This window comes from Sphingobium sp. Cam5-1, from assembly GCF_015693305.1.
Lineage (GTDB): Bacteria > Pseudomonadota > Alphaproteobacteria > Sphingomonadales > Sphingomonadaceae > Sphingobium.
Genome location: NZ_CP065139.1, coordinates 12,074 through 28,690, shown reverse-complemented (window position 1 = coordinate 28,690; position 16,617 = coordinate 12,074). Strand labels below are relative to the sequence as shown.

General features: G+C 60.4%; 18 protein-coding genes. 10 read left to right on the top strand and 8 right to left on the bottom strand.

Going from position 1 to position 16,617, the window contains the following annotated elements:
- The first annotated feature begins 32 nt into the window (after positions 1-32).
- Positions 33-728, top strand: coding sequence for a 2-oxo acid dehydrogenase subunit E2 (locus IZV00_RS14300; protein ID WP_196227103.1), 696 nt, complete (start codon positions 33-35; stop codon positions 726-728).
- 86 nt (positions 729-814) lie between these two features.
- Here the strand turns inward: IZV00_RS14300 and IZV00_RS14295 are convergent, their stop codons facing one another.
- From IZV00_RS14295 to IZV00_RS14285, 3 genes are all read right to left on the bottom strand, one after another.
- The gene (locus IZV00_RS14295) at positions 815-2,254 is read right to left on the bottom strand and encodes an aromatic ring-hydroxylating oxygenase subunit alpha (RefSeq protein ID WP_196227102.1); all 1,440 of its coding nucleotides are present in this window, start codon (positions 2,252-2,254) and stop codon (positions 815-817) included.
- Positions 2,255-2,280: 26 nt separating this feature from the next.
- Entirely contained in the window at positions 2,281-3,030 is a 750-nt protein-coding gene (locus tag IZV00_RS14290) for an SDR family NAD(P)-dependent oxidoreductase (protein WP_196227101.1), read from the bottom strand.
- 101 nt (positions 3,031-3,131) lie between these two features.
- Positions 3,132-3,938 (bottom strand): enoyl-CoA hydratase/isomerase family protein, encoded by an 807-nt coding sequence (locus tag IZV00_RS14285; protein ID WP_196227100.1) that lies wholly within the window; start codon positions 3,936-3,938, stop codon positions 3,132-3,134.
- 91 nt (positions 3,939-4,029) lie between these two features.
- Here IZV00_RS14285 and IZV00_RS14280 point away from each other — a divergent pair, with 91 nt between their 5' ends.
- The 4 genes from IZV00_RS14280 (at position 4,030) to IZV00_RS14265 (ending at position 8,002) form a co-directional block, all read left to right on the top strand.
- On the top strand, positions 4,030-4,653 hold the full coding sequence (locus IZV00_RS14280) for a MarR family winged helix-turn-helix transcriptional regulator (protein ID WP_196227099.1): 624 nt from the start codon (positions 4,030-4,032) through the stop codon (positions 4,651-4,653).
- A 130-nt stretch (positions 4,654-4,783) separates the two neighbouring features.
- Positions 4,784-5,581 (top strand): enoyl-CoA hydratase/isomerase family protein, encoded by a 798-nt coding sequence (locus tag IZV00_RS14275; protein WP_196227098.1) that lies wholly within the window; start codon positions 4,784-4,786, stop codon positions 5,579-5,581.
- Positions 5,582-5,676: 95 nt separating this feature from the next.
- The gene (locus IZV00_RS14270) at positions 5,677-6,882 is read left to right on the top strand and encodes an acyl-CoA dehydrogenase family protein (protein WP_196227097.1); all 1,206 of its coding nucleotides are present in this window, start codon (positions 5,677-5,679) and stop codon (positions 6,880-6,882) included.
- Positions 6,883-6,886: 4 nt separating this feature from the next.
- Positions 6,887-8,002, top strand: coding sequence for an acyl-CoA dehydrogenase family protein (locus IZV00_RS14265; protein WP_196227096.1), 1,116 nt, complete (start codon positions 6,887-6,889; stop codon positions 8,000-8,002).
- On the opposite strand, the gene IZV00_RS14260 is transcribed toward IZV00_RS14265, so the two are convergent.
- Genes IZV00_RS14260 through IZV00_RS14240 form a run of 5 tightly spaced genes read right to left on the bottom strand, consistent with a single transcriptional unit; the run spans position 7,999 to position 11,335 of the window.
- Positions 7,999-8,454 carry a nuclear transport factor 2 family protein gene (locus IZV00_RS14260; RefSeq protein WP_196227095.1) on the bottom strand — a complete coding sequence of 152 codons (456 nt, stop codon included), beginning with the start codon at positions 8,452-8,454 and terminating at the stop codon, positions 7,999-8,001. The two genes, IZV00_RS14265 and IZV00_RS14260, sit on opposite strands and share 4 nt — an antisense overlap.
- Positions 8,451-9,245, bottom strand: a complete 795-nt coding sequence (locus IZV00_RS14255) for a ThuA domain-containing protein (RefSeq protein WP_196227094.1) — start codon at positions 9,243-9,245, stop codon at positions 8,451-8,453. The genes IZV00_RS14260 and IZV00_RS14255 overlap by 4 nt, the downstream gene beginning before the upstream one ends.
- A gap of 11 nt (positions 9,246-9,256) precedes the next feature.
- Complete coding sequence (locus IZV00_RS14250) at positions 9,257-10,018, bottom strand: SDR family NAD(P)-dependent oxidoreductase (protein WP_196227093.1); 762 nt, start codon at positions 10,016-10,018, stop codon at positions 9,257-9,259.
- Positions 10,015-10,518 (bottom strand): nuclear transport factor 2 family protein, encoded by a 504-nt coding sequence (locus IZV00_RS14245; RefSeq protein WP_196227092.1) that lies wholly within the window; start codon positions 10,516-10,518, stop codon positions 10,015-10,017. The genes IZV00_RS14250 and IZV00_RS14245 overlap by 4 nt, the downstream gene beginning before the upstream one ends.
- Positions 10,519-10,552: 34 nt before the next feature.
- A complete protein-coding gene (locus IZV00_RS14240) occupies positions 10,553-11,335 on the bottom strand; it encodes a glucose 1-dehydrogenase (protein WP_196227091.1) in 783 nt (260 codons plus the stop codon).
- A 247-nt stretch (positions 11,336-11,582) separates the two neighbouring features.
- On the opposite strand from IZV00_RS14240, the gene IZV00_RS14235 reads away from it, so the two are divergent.
- The 5 genes from IZV00_RS14235 to IZV00_RS14215 all read left to right on the top strand — a co-directional run bounded on the left by IZV00_RS14235 (position 11,583) and on the right by IZV00_RS14215 (position 16,599).
- Entirely contained in the window at positions 11,583-12,482 is a 900-nt protein-coding gene (locus IZV00_RS14235) for an SDR family NAD(P)-dependent oxidoreductase (protein ID WP_196227090.1), read from the top strand.
- Positions 12,483-12,555: 73 nt separating this feature from the next.
- A complete protein-coding gene (locus IZV00_RS14230; protein ID WP_230463432.1) occupies positions 12,556-13,680 on the top strand; it encodes an alkene reductase in 1,125 nt (374 codons plus the stop codon).
- Positions 13,681-13,782: 102 nt separating this feature from the next.
- Positions 13,783-14,013, top strand: coding sequence for a biotin/lipoyl-containing protein (locus IZV00_RS14225; RefSeq protein WP_196227089.1), 231 nt, complete (start codon positions 13,783-13,785; stop codon positions 14,011-14,013).
- 56 nt (positions 14,014-14,069) lie between these two features.
- Positions 14,070-15,002, top strand: coding sequence for a 3-keto-5-aminohexanoate cleavage protein (locus IZV00_RS14220; protein WP_196227088.1), 933 nt, complete (start codon positions 14,070-14,072; stop codon positions 15,000-15,002).
- Positions 14,989-16,599, top strand: a complete 1,611-nt coding sequence (locus tag IZV00_RS14215) for a class I adenylate-forming enzyme family protein (RefSeq protein WP_196227087.1) — start codon at positions 14,989-14,991, stop codon at positions 16,597-16,599. Before IZV00_RS14220 ends, IZV00_RS14215 begins: the two co-directional genes overlap by 14 nt.
- Positions 16,600-16,617 lie beyond the last annotated feature (18 nt).

Below are 16,617 nucleotides of genomic sequence, written 5' to 3'. Positions count from 1 at the left end.
CGCGATCCAATCACTGATATTGAGGGCATATAATGGCGTCTGAAAACATACTCCCCCTTACGGGCATCAGGGGAATCATCGCGCAGAAGATGAGTGAAAGTCTGCAAAAGACCGCCCAGCTCAGCTTCTTCTGCGACATTGACGCATCCGCGCTTGTCGCTGCGCGCAATAGCTGGAAAGCGGCCGACACGAAATTGGGCTATGAAGACCTGATCATCGCCGCACTGACATCCATCCTGCGCGATTTCCCCCTGTTCAATGCTGTGGAAACAGAGCGTGGCGTGGAGCCGCAGGAGCAAATCCATGTCGGTTGCGCGATCGCGCTGCCCGGCGCGCTGGTCGCACCGGCCATTTTCGATGCGGGCAACCTTTCCCTGCCAGACATTGCGGAGCGACGCGCTGACCTGGTGGCGCGGGCAAGGGTAAACAAGCTCACCATCGCTGAACTCACTGGCGCCACGGTGACGGTCACCAATCTGGGCCTGACGCGCGTGGAGCATTTCACGCCGATTCTCAGCTATCCTCAACAAGCGATCATCGGCCTGGGGCGCATGACGGCCAAGCCGTGGGTAGCCGAAGATGGCGAGACGATCGTGGTGAGGCCGGTTATGGGATTGTCGCTGACCGTCGATCACCGGATCATTGACGGCGCTCCGGCGGGCGATTTCCTCACCCGTTTGGCGCAGGAACTGGAAAGCGGCTCTGCCTTCTCTCCTCCCACGATATGATCCACAGCTGAAAAAAAGGAGCCACGCATCATCCGATACGCGGCCCCTTTGGCCTTACCATGCCATTTCTGGCGAAAAAGCGTGGCTCAGCTCCCCTTTTTGCCTTCCAGATAGAGATCCAGCTCAGCATAGAAATGCTGAATCCGGCGCTCCTGCTCGGAAAAGACGATGGTGCCGTTCAGTCCCTTGGATCGCATGCCGCGCTGCATCGTCACCATGTTGGCGATGTCCTGCTCGACCACTTCACCTGCCTGGGGGTTTTCATGGGTCGAACGGCGGATCGGGGGGCGAACCTTACCCGAAACATCGACATCGTCCTCCACGCCCATATAGGCTGGCGGCCGCCGTCCTTCCGCCAACTTGGCAGACAGCACCAGGACATCCTGATATCCGCGTTCCGGGTCGGTCGGATGCGGCCGGAACCGCTGGAGCAATATGCCTTCGGGATGCATGTTCATCGTCACGTTCGGGAACAGCGACGGATTCCAGTCATCAGTCAGTTGATTGTCGGTGTAGCCGGAATAATCGACGCCGAACGGATTGTTCTCGCTTCGCTTGGCCTGCTGCAATGCCCGGCGGACATGCCGCGCATCGCCTTTAAGCGCCGACATCTTCACGCCCGCTTCCTGAAGAAAATAGGCGAGACCGACATTGACGAAGCGATTGTCCGGCCAACGCGGGCTGACAGAGCCTACCGAGAACAGGTTGCGATTATGCCCGTTACGGTAGAAGTCATACTGGACATAATGGTCATCGACATAAGGCTTGATCTGGGGATGCGTTGCGTGCGCGTGATAGGTCTCATTGAACGCCGAGTACATCGTCTTCCAGTTCGCGGGGACGTCTACCGTCAAATGCTTGACGACGAACATCTCCTCGATCTTATAGGAAGCCAGCATCGGGAGAAGATCAGCGTAATATTCCTCAAACGGCATCGGATTGGGATTCATGCTGACGAACACCAATCCGCCCCATTCCCTGACATGGACCGGGGTTAGATCCAGGTTCTGGCACAGCGCTTCCTCGCGGAATGTCTCCCGGTCGGTCACGCGTACATTCTTGCCGTTCAGGTTGAAGCGCCAGCTATGCACGATGCAGGTAAAGGAGGTGGCACCGTGGCCGAAATCATCCTGTACCAGCTCATTTCCACGATGTTTGCACACATTGTAGAAGGCGGCCACGCCTTCCTTATTGCGGACGATGATCATGGACTGCTTGCCCACGTCGAACCGGAACCAGTCGCCGACATTGGGGATGTCGCTGGATACCCCCGCCAGCAGCCAGACTTTGCTCCACAGCCGATCCTCCTCGGCAGCCATCACCGCCGGATCGATGGACCTGCTGGTTTTGACGGTACGATAGTCAGCGATATTAGGATGGAGGTCTTCCAGCCGCCAGGGCGACTTCTTTTCATAGTCGGCGGTGACTTCCCCCGGCTCCAGGATAAAGCTTTCCGGATCAGACAATTGTTCTTTAATAGGACGGTCGTTGAACCGGATTTCCGCGTAGCGAGCATTTGCCGCCATTTATCTTACTCCTGAGTACCCCCGGATCAGAACTGGACACGCTTCGTAAAGCCGCCGTCGATGACCAGATTGGCCCCCGTAACGTAGCCGGCCGCCGGGCTCGCAAGGAATGCGATCGACTTCGCAACCTCCTGGGGTGTCCCCAGCCGTCCCATGGGGATCTGGGCAACGATGCCGTTATAGAGGTCCGGCATGAGCGCCTTGGCGCCTTCCCAATTCCCACCGGGATAGCTGATCGGGCCAGGCGTCACCATGTTAACGCGTATGCCCTTGGGTGCCCAGACCTGCGACAGCTGCTTGCCGTAGGTGATCAGCGCCGCCTTGATAGCGTTGAACGCCTGGGGCATCAGGAATGTCTCGATTGCTGCCGTGCTCGACATGAAGATGACAGAGCCAGCCTGCGACTTTTCAAGATATGGCTCGAGTGCTTCGCAAGCATCGACCGCGCCCAGCATGTCGATACGATAGCTTTCGTCCCAGTCCATGGCGCCTTGCGCGCCCGATGAGCTGATCGAATGGATGAATATGTCGCACCCGCCCAATTCTTCGGCGAGGCCCGTCAGCATCGCCTTATAACCTTCGCGATCCTCCAGCGTGAATTCCCGTGTGACCGCCTTACCGCCCAACTCGCTGTTAAATTCCTCCAGCGCGTCTCCGTTGCGCGAGAAGAGGCCCAACTGCGCGCCTTCCGCAGCGAACAGTTCGGCGGCAGCGCGGCTGATCCCGCGGGTCGCGCCGCCCATGATGACCTTCAATCCTGACAAGCCCAGATCCATGAACCCTCTCCCATTTTTGGATAATGACTGGCAAAGCCGGACACCGGCCTCCGCGCCCCATCATTGTTACTATGCTAGCATACTATTTTCAATAGCCGACATTAGTCATTTTTCCAGTAAAGCTGATCCATGCCTTCGCCAGCGTCGAAGCGTGCCTGAATCGCCTTCATGCTGGCCACGCTGTCGGGATGCGCGAACAGGCCCTGGCTGATCAGCTGATCATTCTCGATGCCCTGGCTCTGGTTTAGGTCTTCCGCTTCGCCCAGCATCTTCTTCATCCCGGCAACCGACTGCGGCGGGAGTGATGCGATATGCCGGGCGAGCGCAAGCGCTTCCTCGACCGCTTTGCCTTTGGGAACTACGCGATTAAGGCCGCCAAGCTCATATAGCCGTTGCGCGGTTAGGGGGCGCCCGGTCAGAACGACTTCGGCAGTGGCCGTCCGTCCTATCAAACGCATCAGACGGGAAGTCCCACCGATGCCCGTACCCGCTCCAATGGCTACTTCCGGCTGGCTGAAGCGCGCCTGTTCCTCTGCGACGCGCAAGTCGCATCCCCAGCCCAGCTCACAACCGCCACCGGATGTGTCACCGTTGATCGCAGCAATCGTGACCGCAGGCCCACGGTTGAGAAGCTGGAGCGAGCGGAACCACCCGGCTGGATCGCCGGTCGCCGCCTTCCCTTCGACCAGGTTCACGATGTCGCTCAGATAGGCATGTTCGAGCCAATGCCCCTCCATCGACGACGCGAGCACGATGACGCGCGCCTTTTGCTCGATCGCCGCCTCCAATGCATCCGCAAGCAGGCTCACCGTGGCGCAGGTGGTAAGGCTTCCCGATACACCACCATCGCCCACCGTGATCAATGCGACGCCCTCATCGGGCCATTGCGTGTCCACATTTCCCTTCACGTGCTTCTCTCCTGATTCTGGCAGATCGCGTTGCAGTATCGCTCAACGCTCCTTGACAACCGTCACTACAATATGGCGCATAAACATACAAATGTCATTTATTGATGCAGGCAAGGCCATGATGCAAGATGATGAGACAAGGCCACCGCCAAACGTCTGCATGATTCGCAGCGGCATCCGGCACGGAACAAAGGGGGATGAGGTGGCGAGAAGCAGTGACAAGATGAAGCGGGCGGAAAAGCCGGATAACGACGTGCAACAATGCTCATTCCCGATGTTCAAGAAGACATTGGCATATCAGGCGCAATTACTGGCCCGTATCACGCAAGCGGATTATCTTGAGAGAATCAGGATGACAGGAATAGCGCCCGCGCAAGCCTATGTTCTTGGAGAATTATGGCTGGAAGAACCTCTCTCTCAAGTGGAATTGTCGCGAAGACTCGAGATCGGCAAAGCCACAATCGGACAGACGCTTCAGAGGCTTGAGAAAGCCGGCATAATTGAAAGGCGACGGGTGGCGGCCGATCGGCGACTGGTGATGGTCCACTTGACCGCCAAAGGGCAGACATTGCACCAGCCGCTGAAGATCGGCGCGATTGAGCAGGACGAGCTGCTCTCGCGAAAGCTGGGGTCCGAACGAATCGCCATGCTGACGGACCTTCTGGAGGAATCAAACCGACTCCTGTCGGGTAGCTTGCCGCTCGATGCTGGCTGAAAGGAGATATTGGAATGAGACAAATTCTGCACAGCCCACATATTTTCGCGGGTGATAGTATGCTAGCGTTCTAAATTCTGCTATCTGTTGCTACAAGGTCGAGCGAGCCCAAGCATCACTGGGAGAGGACATGAAGTTCGAACATTATGAAACCCTGGCTTTCGAGCGTGAGGGACGGGTTCTGACCATAAGGATGAACCGCCCGGACGTGCTGAACGCGGTCAGTTCCGCTCTCCATGAGGAAATGGCCCGCGTCTTCTTCGACGCTGCGGACGACCCCGAGAGCGACATCATCGTCCTGACCGGATCAGGCAACGCTTTTTCCGCAGGCGGTGATCTGGAATGGCTGGAAGACCAGGCCGCCGGCCGACGTGAACCTTTCGTCAATGACGCAAAAAGCATGCGACGCATCGTCATGGGCCTGCTCGACTGCCCCAAGCCGGTGATCGCCAAAGTGAATGGCGACGCGATCGGCTTTGGCGCGTCTATTGCCCTGCTGTGCGACATCGTCATCGCCGCTGATCATGCCCGATTCGCCGATCCCCACGTTAAGCTGGGGCTGGTCGCCGGTGACGGGGGCGCGCTGATCTGGCCGCAACTGATCGGTTTTGGCAAGGCGAAGCATTATCTGCTGACCGGCGAGGCAATCGGCGCGGTGGAGGCGGAAAGATGCAATCTGATCAGCTTCGTGGTTCCGGCGGCCGAACTGGACGGCTATGTCGCCAAATATGCGGAACGCCTCGCTCGCGGCGCGCAATCGGCGATACGCTACACCAAATCGGTCACCAACATCGCCCTGCGGCAATTGTTCAGTTCCGTGTTCGAAGCTGGCGTCGCTTATGAAGGACTGGCGACCTACACCGCCGATTTCGGCGAAGCGTTGCGTGCGGTTCGGGAAAAGCGGCATCCATCCTTCACCGGCCGTTGATCGGATGGGAGGGGCGCTTTCCATCTTGCGCTCCCCTACATTACGTATGTATGCATATGGTATTGATACACACTATTTAGGGCTAGGTTGAGCCTATGGATCCCGCTTACAGTGAAGAGGATAAGGCGTTTAGAGCCGAAATCCGAGCGTTTGTGGAAGCCCACCTTCCAGCAGAGCTCGCCCGGCGCGGCCGCCACGACTTTCATCCCCACCGCGAGGATCAGGCGGCCTGGACGCGCATTCTCGCCGAGCGGGGATGGTCGATGCCGCATTGGCCTGCCGCTCACGGGGTACCGGGCTGGAGCGCCGTTCAGCGGTTCATCTTCGAGGATGAGATGCGGCGCGCCTATGCGCCTACCGCAGACCGGATTGGCGCTGAACTGGTCGCGCCTGTCATCTACACATTCGGTTCGGAAGAGCAGCGGCAGGCCTATCTTCCCGGCATAAGGCTGGGCGAGACATTCTGGGCGCAGGGATTTTCGGAACCGGGCGCGGGCTCCGACCTGTCGTCGTTGCGCACGCGCGCGGTGAGGGATGGCGACCATTATGTCGTCAACGGGCAAAAGACCTGGACTACCGAAGGGCATCATGCCGACATGATGTTCATGCTCGTGCGGTCCAACCCCGACGTCAAGCCGCAAGCTGGCATATCGTCGCTGGTCGTGGACCTGAAGACGCCCGGCATCACCCGCCGTCCAATCTGGACATTGGACGAGGGACTGACGGTCAACGAATTCTTCTTCGACGATGTGCGCGTTCCGGTCGAAAACCTGATCGGGGAGGAAGGGCAAGGCTGGACCCACGCCAAGTTCCTGCTGGGGAATGAACGCACCAACAGCGCCGAAGTACCGCACACCCGGCGCGACATCGCCCAGCTTCGCGAAATCGCCAGTATCGAAAGGAAGAACGGGCGCCCGTTGATCGAAGATCCGGTCTTTCGCGCAAAGCTGGCCCGGATAGAGATCGACACGAAATCGCTGGAAATCGCAGTGCTGCGCGCACTGACATCCGACAATCATGGCAGCGCGTCCGTCGCGTCTTTGGTCAAGGTTCGCGGATCGGAGCTACGCCAGCGCGTGGCCGACCTCGCCGCCGAAGCCTTGGGCGACTATGGCATTGCCGTCAGTACCGATGGCGACGCGGAATATCGCCTGCACGATCAGGATCATGGCGCCAGCCCCACGCCGGAGCATGGCATCGGCGTCGCGGCCAAGGCGATGTTCCGCCGCGCAACCACCATCTATGGCGGGGCGAACGAGATTCAGCGCACCCTGATCGCCAAGACCGTCCTGGAGCTGTGACATCATGGATTTCAACTATACAGCCGAGCAGGACGCTCTGCGGGACAGCGTCAGGCGCTTCGTCGAACGGGAATATGACTGGGAAAAGCGGTTCGCCATCATCCGGTCGGCGGAAGGGGTCGCGCCGGATCATTGGGGAGCCTTCGCTGAACTGGGCTGGCTGGGCGCGGGCCTGACGGAAGAGGCGGGCGGTTTTGGCGGCGGGGTCGCAGAAAATGCGCTGATAGCCGAGGAACTGGGGCGCGGTCTGGTGACCGAACCCTTTATCGGCCATGTCCTCGCCACCCAATTGCTGGCGGCCATTGGATCGGACAGGGCGGGCGCCATGCTCGCGGACCTGGTCATGGGAGAGCAGCGCGCCGCTGTCGCTTTGCAGGAGCCTGCGGGGCGCGGCGATTGGCGGACTGTCGAAACGTGCGCGGAGGGTTCGGGGTCGTCGCGGCTCCTCACCGGTGTCAAATCTCTGGTCGAAGGCGCGAGCCACGCAGACATGCTCCTCGTGACCGCCCGGCATGACGATCAGGTGGGCATTTATCTCGTTAAACAGGGTCAGGCTGGTGTCGATCTGCGCCCTTATCGTACGCTGGACAATCGGCGGGTCTGCGACATTCATCTGGACGGCGCGTCAGCCGAATTGCTCATGGAGGGCGCTCAGGCAGAATGTGCGGTCGCGCTGGCCGTTGATCATGCCACCGTTGCCGTTTGCGGCGAAGCGCTGGGCATCATGGACGCTGCGCTCTGGGCCACGCGTGACTATCTCAAGGTCCGCAAGCAGTTCGGCACGACCATCAGCAATTTTCAGGCTCTTCAACACCGCATGGCGGACATGCTGATCGAGGTGGAGATGACCCGCTCCGCGCTGTTCCATGCGCTGGGCGCGATGGAGGAAGAAGAGCCGATCAGGACCGCGGCCGTGTCAGCGGCGAAGGTTCAGGCGTCAACCGGAGGGTTGTTCGTGGGCCAGCAGGCGATCCAGCTTCACGGCGGGATCGGCGTGACAGAGGAGCTGAATATCAGCCATCATTATCGCCGCCTCTTCGTCATCGCTCGGCAGTTTGGCGACGCCGACCTGCATCTTGCTCGCTTCGCTCAAGCGACGGACGAAGTAGAAGGTCGTTAGGATTGGGCGACACCACGAAACAGGGCGACTTCCTGGTTCCCTGCTTCGCGTAGCGTAACAAGGCCCATCTCCTCGATCAGCCATTCTCCGTCTGCTAGCCTGAAGTCGTAGGAGAGCAGGCCCCAAAGCTCATGAAGCGGCGGCGTCAACTCTTCGCAACCGGCCCAGCCATAGCGTTTCGCGCGCAAGGTCGCCCGCTCGGCCGTCACGGAGACGATCGGGTTAAGCAACATGTGGCAAGACGTCTTGGCGGGAGGATTGAGGGACGCGATCCCTGTCACCAGATCGTCCACAGGCACCATAGCAGCCTCGTCGCCTACCAGAACCCCTATTCTCACAGTGACCGTGGGCGTGAAGCAACGCCTTACCCGCCGCCAATCTTTCGCATCAACGGCTTCGTCGAGCGTGTATGCGGCCTTCAATACCGCTTCGACAGGGTTGGGATGGGTCATGGCGCGTTCACCGGCATGCGCGCGCCCCACCGGATCGCCCGCCGGATAACTTCCATATAGACCGGATTGTCCCACGGCCCCACCTGCGGCTCGATCTCCGCGATAAAGGGCTGCATGTCATATCGTCCGCAACTGTGGCCCGGCGCCAGGAACAGCGCTTCGCCCTCGCCGTGACGATGGAGCACCGCTTGCGGACGCGGCGTATCCTCCAGCCACGGCCCCTTCACATATCCGGGCGCATCGCCGGTATAGCGGGACTCGAGCAGGATCTCGCTCTCACCACGCAGTTCCAGAATATAGGGTTCATCCACCACTTCGAAAGGCGGCAGGCCCGCTACGATCGGGTGGTCGGATACGGGGCGCACGGTAAAGGGCTGCGGCGCGAGGTGGGAGAGAAAGCGGCAGCCCAGCAGATCCATATAGGCCGGATGCCGGTCTGGCGTGTCCGTAAGACCGGGCAGTTTTATGCCGCCAATCTCTACTTCTGGACCGGAAAACTCGATGTAGGCCGCGCTGCCATGGATGGCGAGCCATCTCCCGCCGCGCGCCAGGAATTGCTCCAGTTCTGACAGTGCTTCGCCTTCCGGGAAAATGTTCGTGGTGTAGGTGACCAGAAAATCAGCAGCCCTCAGCGCCTCGAGATCATGAAAGCCGTTGGTGCATGTCGTCCTGATGCGCTCATGCTCCCCCAGTCGCTCCAGCAAGCGGCGGCGCACCATGTCGAAATCATGGAAGCTGCCACCGATGACGAGCAACGCCCGCACGATGCCGCTTGCCGGTTCATCCTTCATCGCTTTTCCCTTCAGTTCCAGTTCGCCTGCCCGCCATCCACCGGGATAGTCGCGCCGGTGATGTAGGCGGCATCTTCGCTCGCCAGGAAAAGGACCGCGCGACCGATATCGGATTGGGGATCACCGATCCGCCGCATGGGGATGGTGGACAGATAGGCGTCCGGCCCCTCTGGCTTGGCGTCAAGCCAGGCGAGCATGGCGGGCGACCCGGCAAGTGGCGCGATGTTGTTGACGCGGATGCCGTCTGGTCCCCATTCGGATGCCGCCGCCCGCGTCATGGCGCCGATCGCCTGCTTCGCGGCGGAATAAGCGGCGGTCCCGCTCGTGTCCCAGTTGACGGCGGTCGAAGAGACGATGTTGATGATCGCCCCACCGCCGCGCCGCTTCATATGAGGATGAACCGCCTTCATCATGCGGAAGGCAGCGAACGGCCCGCTTTCGAAGGTCAGCAAGAGCCCCTCATCGTCGATGTCGAGCAACGGCGCCAGCACTGCCTGCTGTGCATTGTTGACCAGAATATCGATGCCGCCATGCCGATCGGCGGCATAGGCGACGAGAGCCTGTATGTCCGCCGCGTTTCGGACGTCGGCGGGTGGAGCCACGTCCGCCTCGCCACCCGCAGCCGCTATTTCGGCATGCACGGCGTCCAGCTTGGCCTTTGTGCGGCCTGCCAATATCACAATCGCTCCGCCAGCCGCCAACGCCAACGCGATACCGCGCCCCACGCCTTGCCCTGCCCCCGTGACGAGCGCGATCTTGCCGGTGATATTCATTTGGCCTGCCCTTCTTTTCCAAACCAGCGCTGATGCAGGAAGGACAGGGACTGCCCGGCGATACGCCACACGCCGCCCTCCCTGCGATAGACATCCACATAATGGCCATAGGCTTGCCTGATACGGCCATGAGGCGGCGCGCGCTCAAAGAAGATGTCTTCCATGGGCCAGATCGCCTTGGCGCTGTCGCCTTCCACTTCGATTTCCGGCGTGAAGCCGTGGTGAATGCTAATGACGGGGCTCAGCGCCGCCGTGATGAACGCCACCATATCGGCGCGCCCCCGAACGACAGCTGGCTGATTTCCCGGGAATAGCTCCGCCAACTGCGCTGGCGCGAGGATGCTTCCATCCGGACCACGATCGACGATGTCATCCAGGTCGAAATAGGCGTCCTCAGTCAGCATGTCGTGCAGTTCATCAAAACATTTCGTATCGATGACCCTGAAATAGCGGCCTTTCAGGTTACGAATTGCCTCAACAGCTGATTCCTCGCGGGACATTGCACTTTCCTTATTCTGGACTGCGGCGGCCGGTTCAATATTGCGCCGACTGACCGCCATCGATCGGGATGACGGCGCCGTTCACGAAGGATGAGTCGGCAGACAGAAGGAAGGCAACGACCGACGCGACCTCTTCGGGGATACCCATGCGACGCATCGGATTATGCGCGACGAACTGCGCGGCGGCTTCCTGCCAGTCATCCGGATTTATCTGGCGCAGCGATGCTTCGACCAATGGCGTCAGGATGGCGCCCGGAGCGACCGCGTTGATGCCGATGCCCATCGCGCCATATTCCAGCGCTGCGTTGCGGGTCAGGCCCACGATCGCATGCTTGCTGGCGGTGTAACCGGCCTGCCGCCCCGAACCGCGAATACCCAGCGCGGACGCCGTGTTGACAATCCGGCCATGGCCCTGCCCCGCCATCACTTTCAGCACATGCTTCAAGCCCAGCAGGACACCTTTGGCATTGACCGCCATGATGCGATCAAAAAATTCGGCATCGACATCCTCGGTGGCGACCTGCCGGTCTTCGATGCCTGCATTGTTGAAGAAACCGTCGATCTTGCCGAAGCGGGCGACGGCCTTCTCCACATAGGCGCGGACCTGATCTTCCTGAGACACATCAGCTTGCGCCAACAGAATTTCCGCCTCCGGGCAAAGCTCCCGGACGGCACCATTGGCTTCTTCCAGACCCTCCGCGTTCACATCGACCAACGTCAGCTGCGCGCCATCCTGCGCACAGCGGATTGCTGCCGCCCGGCCAAGGCCCGAACCGGCGCCGGTGATGATGATGACCTTCCGTTCCAACCTTGCCATTGCCGCCTCTCCCACCGGGCCTTCCCCTGTCTGCTGAACATTGCAGCAGACACTAATACGCGACATATGTCATTTTTATTCCCGTGACACCGCCCTCGGTGCTGACAGATGTTGCATAAACGATCTAAAGCATATAGTACGCATACGGATTAGATGCGTAAAGAGGCAAGGACGGGCGGGGCCTATGCGACGGCTCGTTCAGCCACTGCGCACCAACATATTTTCCTAGGTAAGCAAGGAAGAGGGCATGAGTTTTCTAAAAGGCAGAGTGGCGATCGTTACGGGCGGCGGGCGTGGCGTCGGCCGCACCTATGCGCTCAAGCTCGCACAGCATGGGGCGAAGGTCGTGGTCAACGATCTGGGCGGCGACGCAGCGGGCGGCGGGGCCGACACGACCCCGGCGCAGGACGTGGTGAGCGAAATCAAGGCCATGGGCGGCGAGGCCGTCGTTAACGGTGGCGACGTTTCCAACTGGGACAATGCCCGGGAGATGGTCAACCAAGCCGTTGAAACTTTCGGCCGCCTCGACATCCTCATCAACAATGCGGGCATCCTGCGCGACCGCATGCTGGTCAACATGACCGAGGAGGAATGGGACATCGTGGTCAAGGTGCACCTGAAGGGCACCTTCGCACCCACGCATCATGCCGCCAATTACTGGCGCACGGAAAGCAAGGCGGGGCGTCAACCGGATGCCCGTGTCATCAACACGACGTCGCATTCGGCCCTGTTCGCCAACATCGGCCAGGCAAACTATGCCGCAGCCAAGGGTGGCATTGCGAGCTTCAGTCAGGTCGCCGCACGCGAATTGCAGCGGATCGGCGTCACCGTAAACGCCATCGCGCCGCGTGCTGAAACACGCATGACGGCGGGATTGCGCGAATGGACGCCCGAGCAGCTGGAGCGCCGCGACCCTGAATGGATTGCGGGATTCGTCGCCTGGCTCGCCAGCGCCGAGGCAAGCCAGGTGAGTGGCCGAGTCTTCGAAGTCTGGGGATACGGCATCACCGTCGCCGAAAGCTGGCAGCATGGTCCGAGCTGCGAAGCGTCGAAGGACCCGACCGTACTCGGCGAGCGCGTCTCCAAGATTTTGAAATTCGCGCGGTCGAACGCCGGGATCAACCCGGGCGAATGGCTCGACCCCTGATAGCAGCGTGACGGCGGCGGGCCGTCGAACGTCCGCCGCCTCTTTGTATGGGTAAGCTCGCAGGAATATAACAATGTCTCTGGACGCTTTGTTTGAACCGCTGACGATAGGGTCGCTGGAAATCCCGAACCGGGTGGTCATGGCGCCCCTGACTCGTGCCCGTGCGGACGACCGGCACGTGCCCACGCCGCTTCAAGGCGAATATTACGCCCAGCGCGCGGACGCGGGCCTGATCATTTCCGAAGCGACTGCGGTCGATCCGCTGGGCATGGGCTGGTATCGCGCTCCGGGTATTTGGTCGGATGAGATGACGGAGGCTTGGAAAGCTGTCACGCGGCGCGTCCATGCGGCGGGTGGGCGCATCTACTGCCAGCTTTGGCACATGGGCCGGTTGGTGCTGCCGGATTATATCGGGGGGCAGCAGCCGATTGCTCCGTCGCCCATTGCCGGGGAAGGCGAAACGATGGCGCCGCCTCCTGAAGACTATCAGGGCGGTTTCCTGCCGATGAAACCTTATGTCGTACCGCGCGAAATGACGCAGGCGGATATCGGCCAGCTTGTCGCCGCCTATGGCCGGGGAGCGAGAAACGCAAAGATCGCAGGCTTCGATGGCGTCGAAATCCACGGGGCCAACGGCTATATCATCGACCAATTTCTGCAATCGAAGAGCAATCATCGGCAGGATGGCTATGGCGGCAGTGTTGAAAATCGCGTCAGGCTGTTGCGTGAGGTGATCGAGGCGGTGACCGCAGAGGTCGATCCCGCCCGCGTGGGCCTGCGCGTCAGCCCGACAAGCGAGCGCAAGGGCATGGGTGATGCCGATCCGGGAGCCCTGACCGAAGCGATCGGCCGCCTCGCGCAGCAGAGCGGGCTTGCCTATATTCACCTGATCGAGCCCATCGCGTCCGGCTTCATGGAGAAGCCCGATTACCCGGTCATGGAGCGATTACGCGCCGTCTTTTCAGGGACGATCATCCAGAATGGCAGCTTCGACGGCCCCGCTGCGGGCGAGGCCATTGCCAAGGGCAAGGCGGACGCCATTTCCTTTGGCCGTCCCTACATCGCCAATCCTGACCTCGTCGCCCGGATAAGGCGCGGCCTTCCGCTTGCGGAGGCGAATTTCGACTATGCCTATGTGGGAGAGGAAAGAGGCTACACGGACTATCCTGCTTTCAGCGCGTCGGAGTGTTCCGTCTGAGAAACAAATATCACGGCGATGGACGCGTACGTCGTTCATTCGCCACGATGCTTAATCGATCATCTTCGGCGTCACGGTAGCGCCGCCCAAGGAGAAAATATCATGTCGACTGAAATCCTGCTGCCCAAGCTCGGCTTTTCCATGAATGAAGGGCTGCTGTCCGAATGGCTCGTGGCCGATGGCGGGGCAGTGACGGCCGGAGAGCCGCTATTTGCCCTGGAAAGCGACAAGTCCACCCAGGAAGTGGAAGCACCGGCATCGGGCACGCTGAAGATTTTCAAGGAAATCGGGGAAACCTATCCCGTGGGCACTGTGCTGGGCGAGATTATCTGACGAATTATTGATAAAAACTGTCATCTCTGGAGAGGCGGCGCAAAGCCGAAAGTCATATGAAACGCACTGACAAGGTCATCATCACCTGCGCCGTCACCGGGTCGATCCATACGCCGAGCATGACCCCCCATCTGCCGATCACTGCCGACCAGATCGCCGCCGAGGCGATCGCGGCGGCAGAGGCAGGGGCCGCGATGGTTCATCTGCATGCCCGTAATCCCGAAACCGGGCAGCCGTCACAAGATCCGGAGCTCTTCCGGCAGTTCCTTCCGCGGATCAAGCAGTCCACCGACGCCATCGTCAACATCACCACGGGCGGTGGTTTGGGCATGAGTCTGGCTGATCGGCTGGCGCCCGCGAAGATGTTCAGGCCCGAAGTCTGTTCGATGAACATGGGATCGGTGAACTTCAACATTTCCGGGGCCGGGGCCAAGATTTCGGATTGGCAGTATGATTGGGAACTGCCCTATCTGGAGATGACAAAAGACTTCATCCTGTCGAACACCTTCGCCCAGATCGAGCAGGCGATGACGCAATTATCGGACCAGGGCACCCGGTTCGAGTTCGAATGCTATGACGTCGCGCACCTTTACAATCTTGCCCATTTTGTTGACCGCAAGATGGTGGAGCCGCCCTTCTTCATTCAAGGCGTGTTCGGCATATTGGGCGGCATCGGGCCTGATCCTGAAAATGTCATGCACATGAAGACGACGGCGGACAGACTGTTTGGCGAAGACTTCATCTTTTCCGCGCTCGCCGCAGGAAAGCACCAGATGCGGCTCGTCACCTTGTCCGCGCTGCTGGGCGGATCGGTGCGCGTCGGACTGGAAGACAGCCTCTATGCTGGCCGGGGCAAGCTCGCGACGTCCAACGCCGAACAGGTGGCCAAAATCCGCCGCGTGCTGGAAGAACTTAGCCTGACAGTTGCCACGCCGGACGAAGCCCGCGCCCTGATGCAGACAAAGGGTGGAGACGATGTCGCATTCTGACGGTGAAGCGATCGGCGGGCTGCTAGCGCAGGGTCTGGCCTTGGCGGAAGGGCCTGCGCTGGACGATAGCGGCCTTATCCTGCCGTCCGATTATCCCAATGTCGCTGCCGCCGTTTCGCCCGACAAGCCAGCCATCATATTCGGCGATCATAGTTGGACTTATGCCCAGCTGGACCGTGGTTGCGATGCAGTCGTCACGTTGCTTGGCGAGTATGGCGTCAGGCAGGGTGGCCGCCTCGCCTATCTCGGCAAGAATAACGATCTGTTCTTCCTCATCTTGATCGGGGCCATTCGCGCTGGTGCCGTCCTCGTGCCGATCAACTGGCGCAATACGGCTCCGGAAACGGCCTATGTGCTGGAGGATAGCGAGGTCAGCCTGGTCATTACCGACAGCGAGTTCCTTCCGCTGCTCAGGGAAGCGGACAAGCGCGGCCTTCCGACGCTGGTCGTGGATGAAGAGGGGCCGCAAGGTCTACGCAGCCGGATTGTGGCGGCACAGCCAGCGCCTCGCTCGCCGCTGGACCCGCACGCACCCTGCCTGCAACTCTACACCAGTGGCACCACCGGGCGTCCCAAGGGCGTCGTCACGTCCCAATATGCGTTCGGCATCCATCGCCATGTGGAGAATGTGTCTGGCTATTTCGCCGACTGGGGCGATGACGAGGTGCTGCTTTCCCCCCTACCCACCTTTCACATCGGTGGGATGTCATGGGTATGCACAGCCTTGGTGCGCGGTGCGACCGTCCACATCATCGCGGACACCGCGCCCGCGACCATATTGGACGCTTGCCTGGAATTTGGCGTTACCCGCACTTTCATCGTGCCGACGCTGGTGCGCGGGCTGATAGCGGAGATGGACGCGCGGAATGTTCGCGTACCGACGCTGCGCGGTATCCACTATGGCGCCGCGTCGATGGACCCCGGCCTGTTGGAACGATCGGTCGATCGCTTCTCCTGCCACTTCCTGCAATATTACGGCATGACCGAAATCACCGGCACAATGTCGATCCTTGGACCGCAAGAGCATGACGTTAATCGCGCGCATCTGCTCCGGTCGGTGGGACGGCCCCTCCCCGGCTTCAGCGTTGCCATTCGCGATCCGCAAGGCCAACTTCTGCCCGTGGACCAGCCAGGCGAAATATGGGTCAAGTCGCCCAGCCTGCTGATCGAATATTGGAACAATCCGAAGGCAACGTCGGAAGCGTTGATCGACGGCTGGTATCGATCGGGCGACGGGGGAAGGCTGGACAAGGATGGCTATCTGTTCCTGACCGACCGGATCAAGGACATGATCGTTTCGGGCGGGGAGAATGTCTATCCGGCCGAGGTCGAGGCCGTGTTGCGCGATCATCCGGCCGTGATGGACTGCGCCGTGTTCGGATTGCCTCATCCCAAATGGGGCGAAGGAGTGACCGTAGCGGTCGAAGTTCGTCCCGGTCATGAACTCGATACGGAAGAGCTCATCGCCTTCGCACGGCAGTCGCTGGCTGCCTACAAGATTCCGCGCCGGATCGAACTAGGCGTTGCACTGCCCCGCACAGCGTCGGGGAAGGTTCAGCGCGGGCTGGTCCGCAAGCAATTCCTGAGCGGGGAATAAGCCGAGTATCGGCGCGCA

Coding starts and splice junctions, on each gene's coding strand:
- IZV00_RS14270 (WP_196227097.1), top strand. CDS start 5,677: ATGGATCCCGCTTACAGTGAAGAGGATAAGGCGTTTAGAGCCGAAATC.
- IZV00_RS14215 (WP_196227087.1), top strand. CDS start 14,989: ATGTCGCATTCTGACGGTGAAGCGATCGGCGGGCTGCTAGCGCAGGGT.
- IZV00_RS14240 (WP_196227091.1), bottom strand. CDS start 11,335: ATGGCAAGGTTGGAACGGAAGGTCATCATCATCACCGGCGCCGGTTCG.
- IZV00_RS14245 (WP_196227092.1), bottom strand. CDS start 10,518: ATGTCCCGCGAGGAATCAGCTGTTGAGGCAATTCGTAACCTGAAAGGC.
- IZV00_RS14230 (WP_230463432.1), top strand. CDS start 12,556: ATGTCTCTGGACGCTTTGTTTGAACCGCTGACGATAGGGTCGCTGGAA.
- IZV00_RS14300 (WP_196227103.1), top strand. CDS start 33: ATGGCGTCTGAAAACATACTCCCCCTTACGGGCATCAGGGGAATCATC.
- IZV00_RS14275 (WP_196227098.1), top strand. CDS start 4,784: ATGAAGTTCGAACATTATGAAACCCTGGCTTTCGAGCGTGAGGGACGG.
- IZV00_RS14295 (WP_196227102.1), bottom strand. CDS start 2,254: ATGGCGGCAAATGCTCGCTACGCGGAAATCCGGTTCAACGACCGTCCT.
- IZV00_RS14220 (WP_196227088.1), top strand. CDS start 14,070: ATGAAACGCACTGACAAGGTCATCATCACCTGCGCCGTCACCGGGTCG.
- IZV00_RS14225 (WP_196227089.1), top strand. CDS start 13,783: ATGTCGACTGAAATCCTGCTGCCCAAGCTCGGCTTTTCCATGAATGAA.
- IZV00_RS14260 (WP_196227095.1), bottom strand. CDS start 8,454: ATGACCCATCCCAACCCTGTCGAAGCGGTATTGAAGGCCGCATACACG.
- IZV00_RS14250 (WP_196227093.1), bottom strand. CDS start 10,018: ATGAATATCACCGGCAAGATCGCGCTCGTCACGGGGGCAGGGCAAGGC.
- IZV00_RS14290 (WP_196227101.1), bottom strand. CDS start 3,030: ATGGATCTGGGCTTGTCAGGATTGAAGGTCATCATGGGCGGCGCGACC.
- IZV00_RS14280 (WP_196227099.1), top strand. CDS start 4,030: ATGTCATTTATTGATGCAGGCAAGGCCATGATGCAAGATGATGAGACA.
- IZV00_RS14235 (WP_196227090.1), top strand. CDS start 11,583: ATGAGTTTTCTAAAAGGCAGAGTGGCGATCGTTACGGGCGGCGGGCGT.
- IZV00_RS14255 (WP_196227094.1), bottom strand. CDS start 9,245: ATGAAGGATGAACCGGCAAGCGGCATCGTGCGGGCGTTGCTCGTCATC.
- IZV00_RS14265 (WP_196227096.1), top strand. CDS start 6,887: ATGGATTTCAACTATACAGCCGAGCAGGACGCTCTGCGGGACAGCGTC.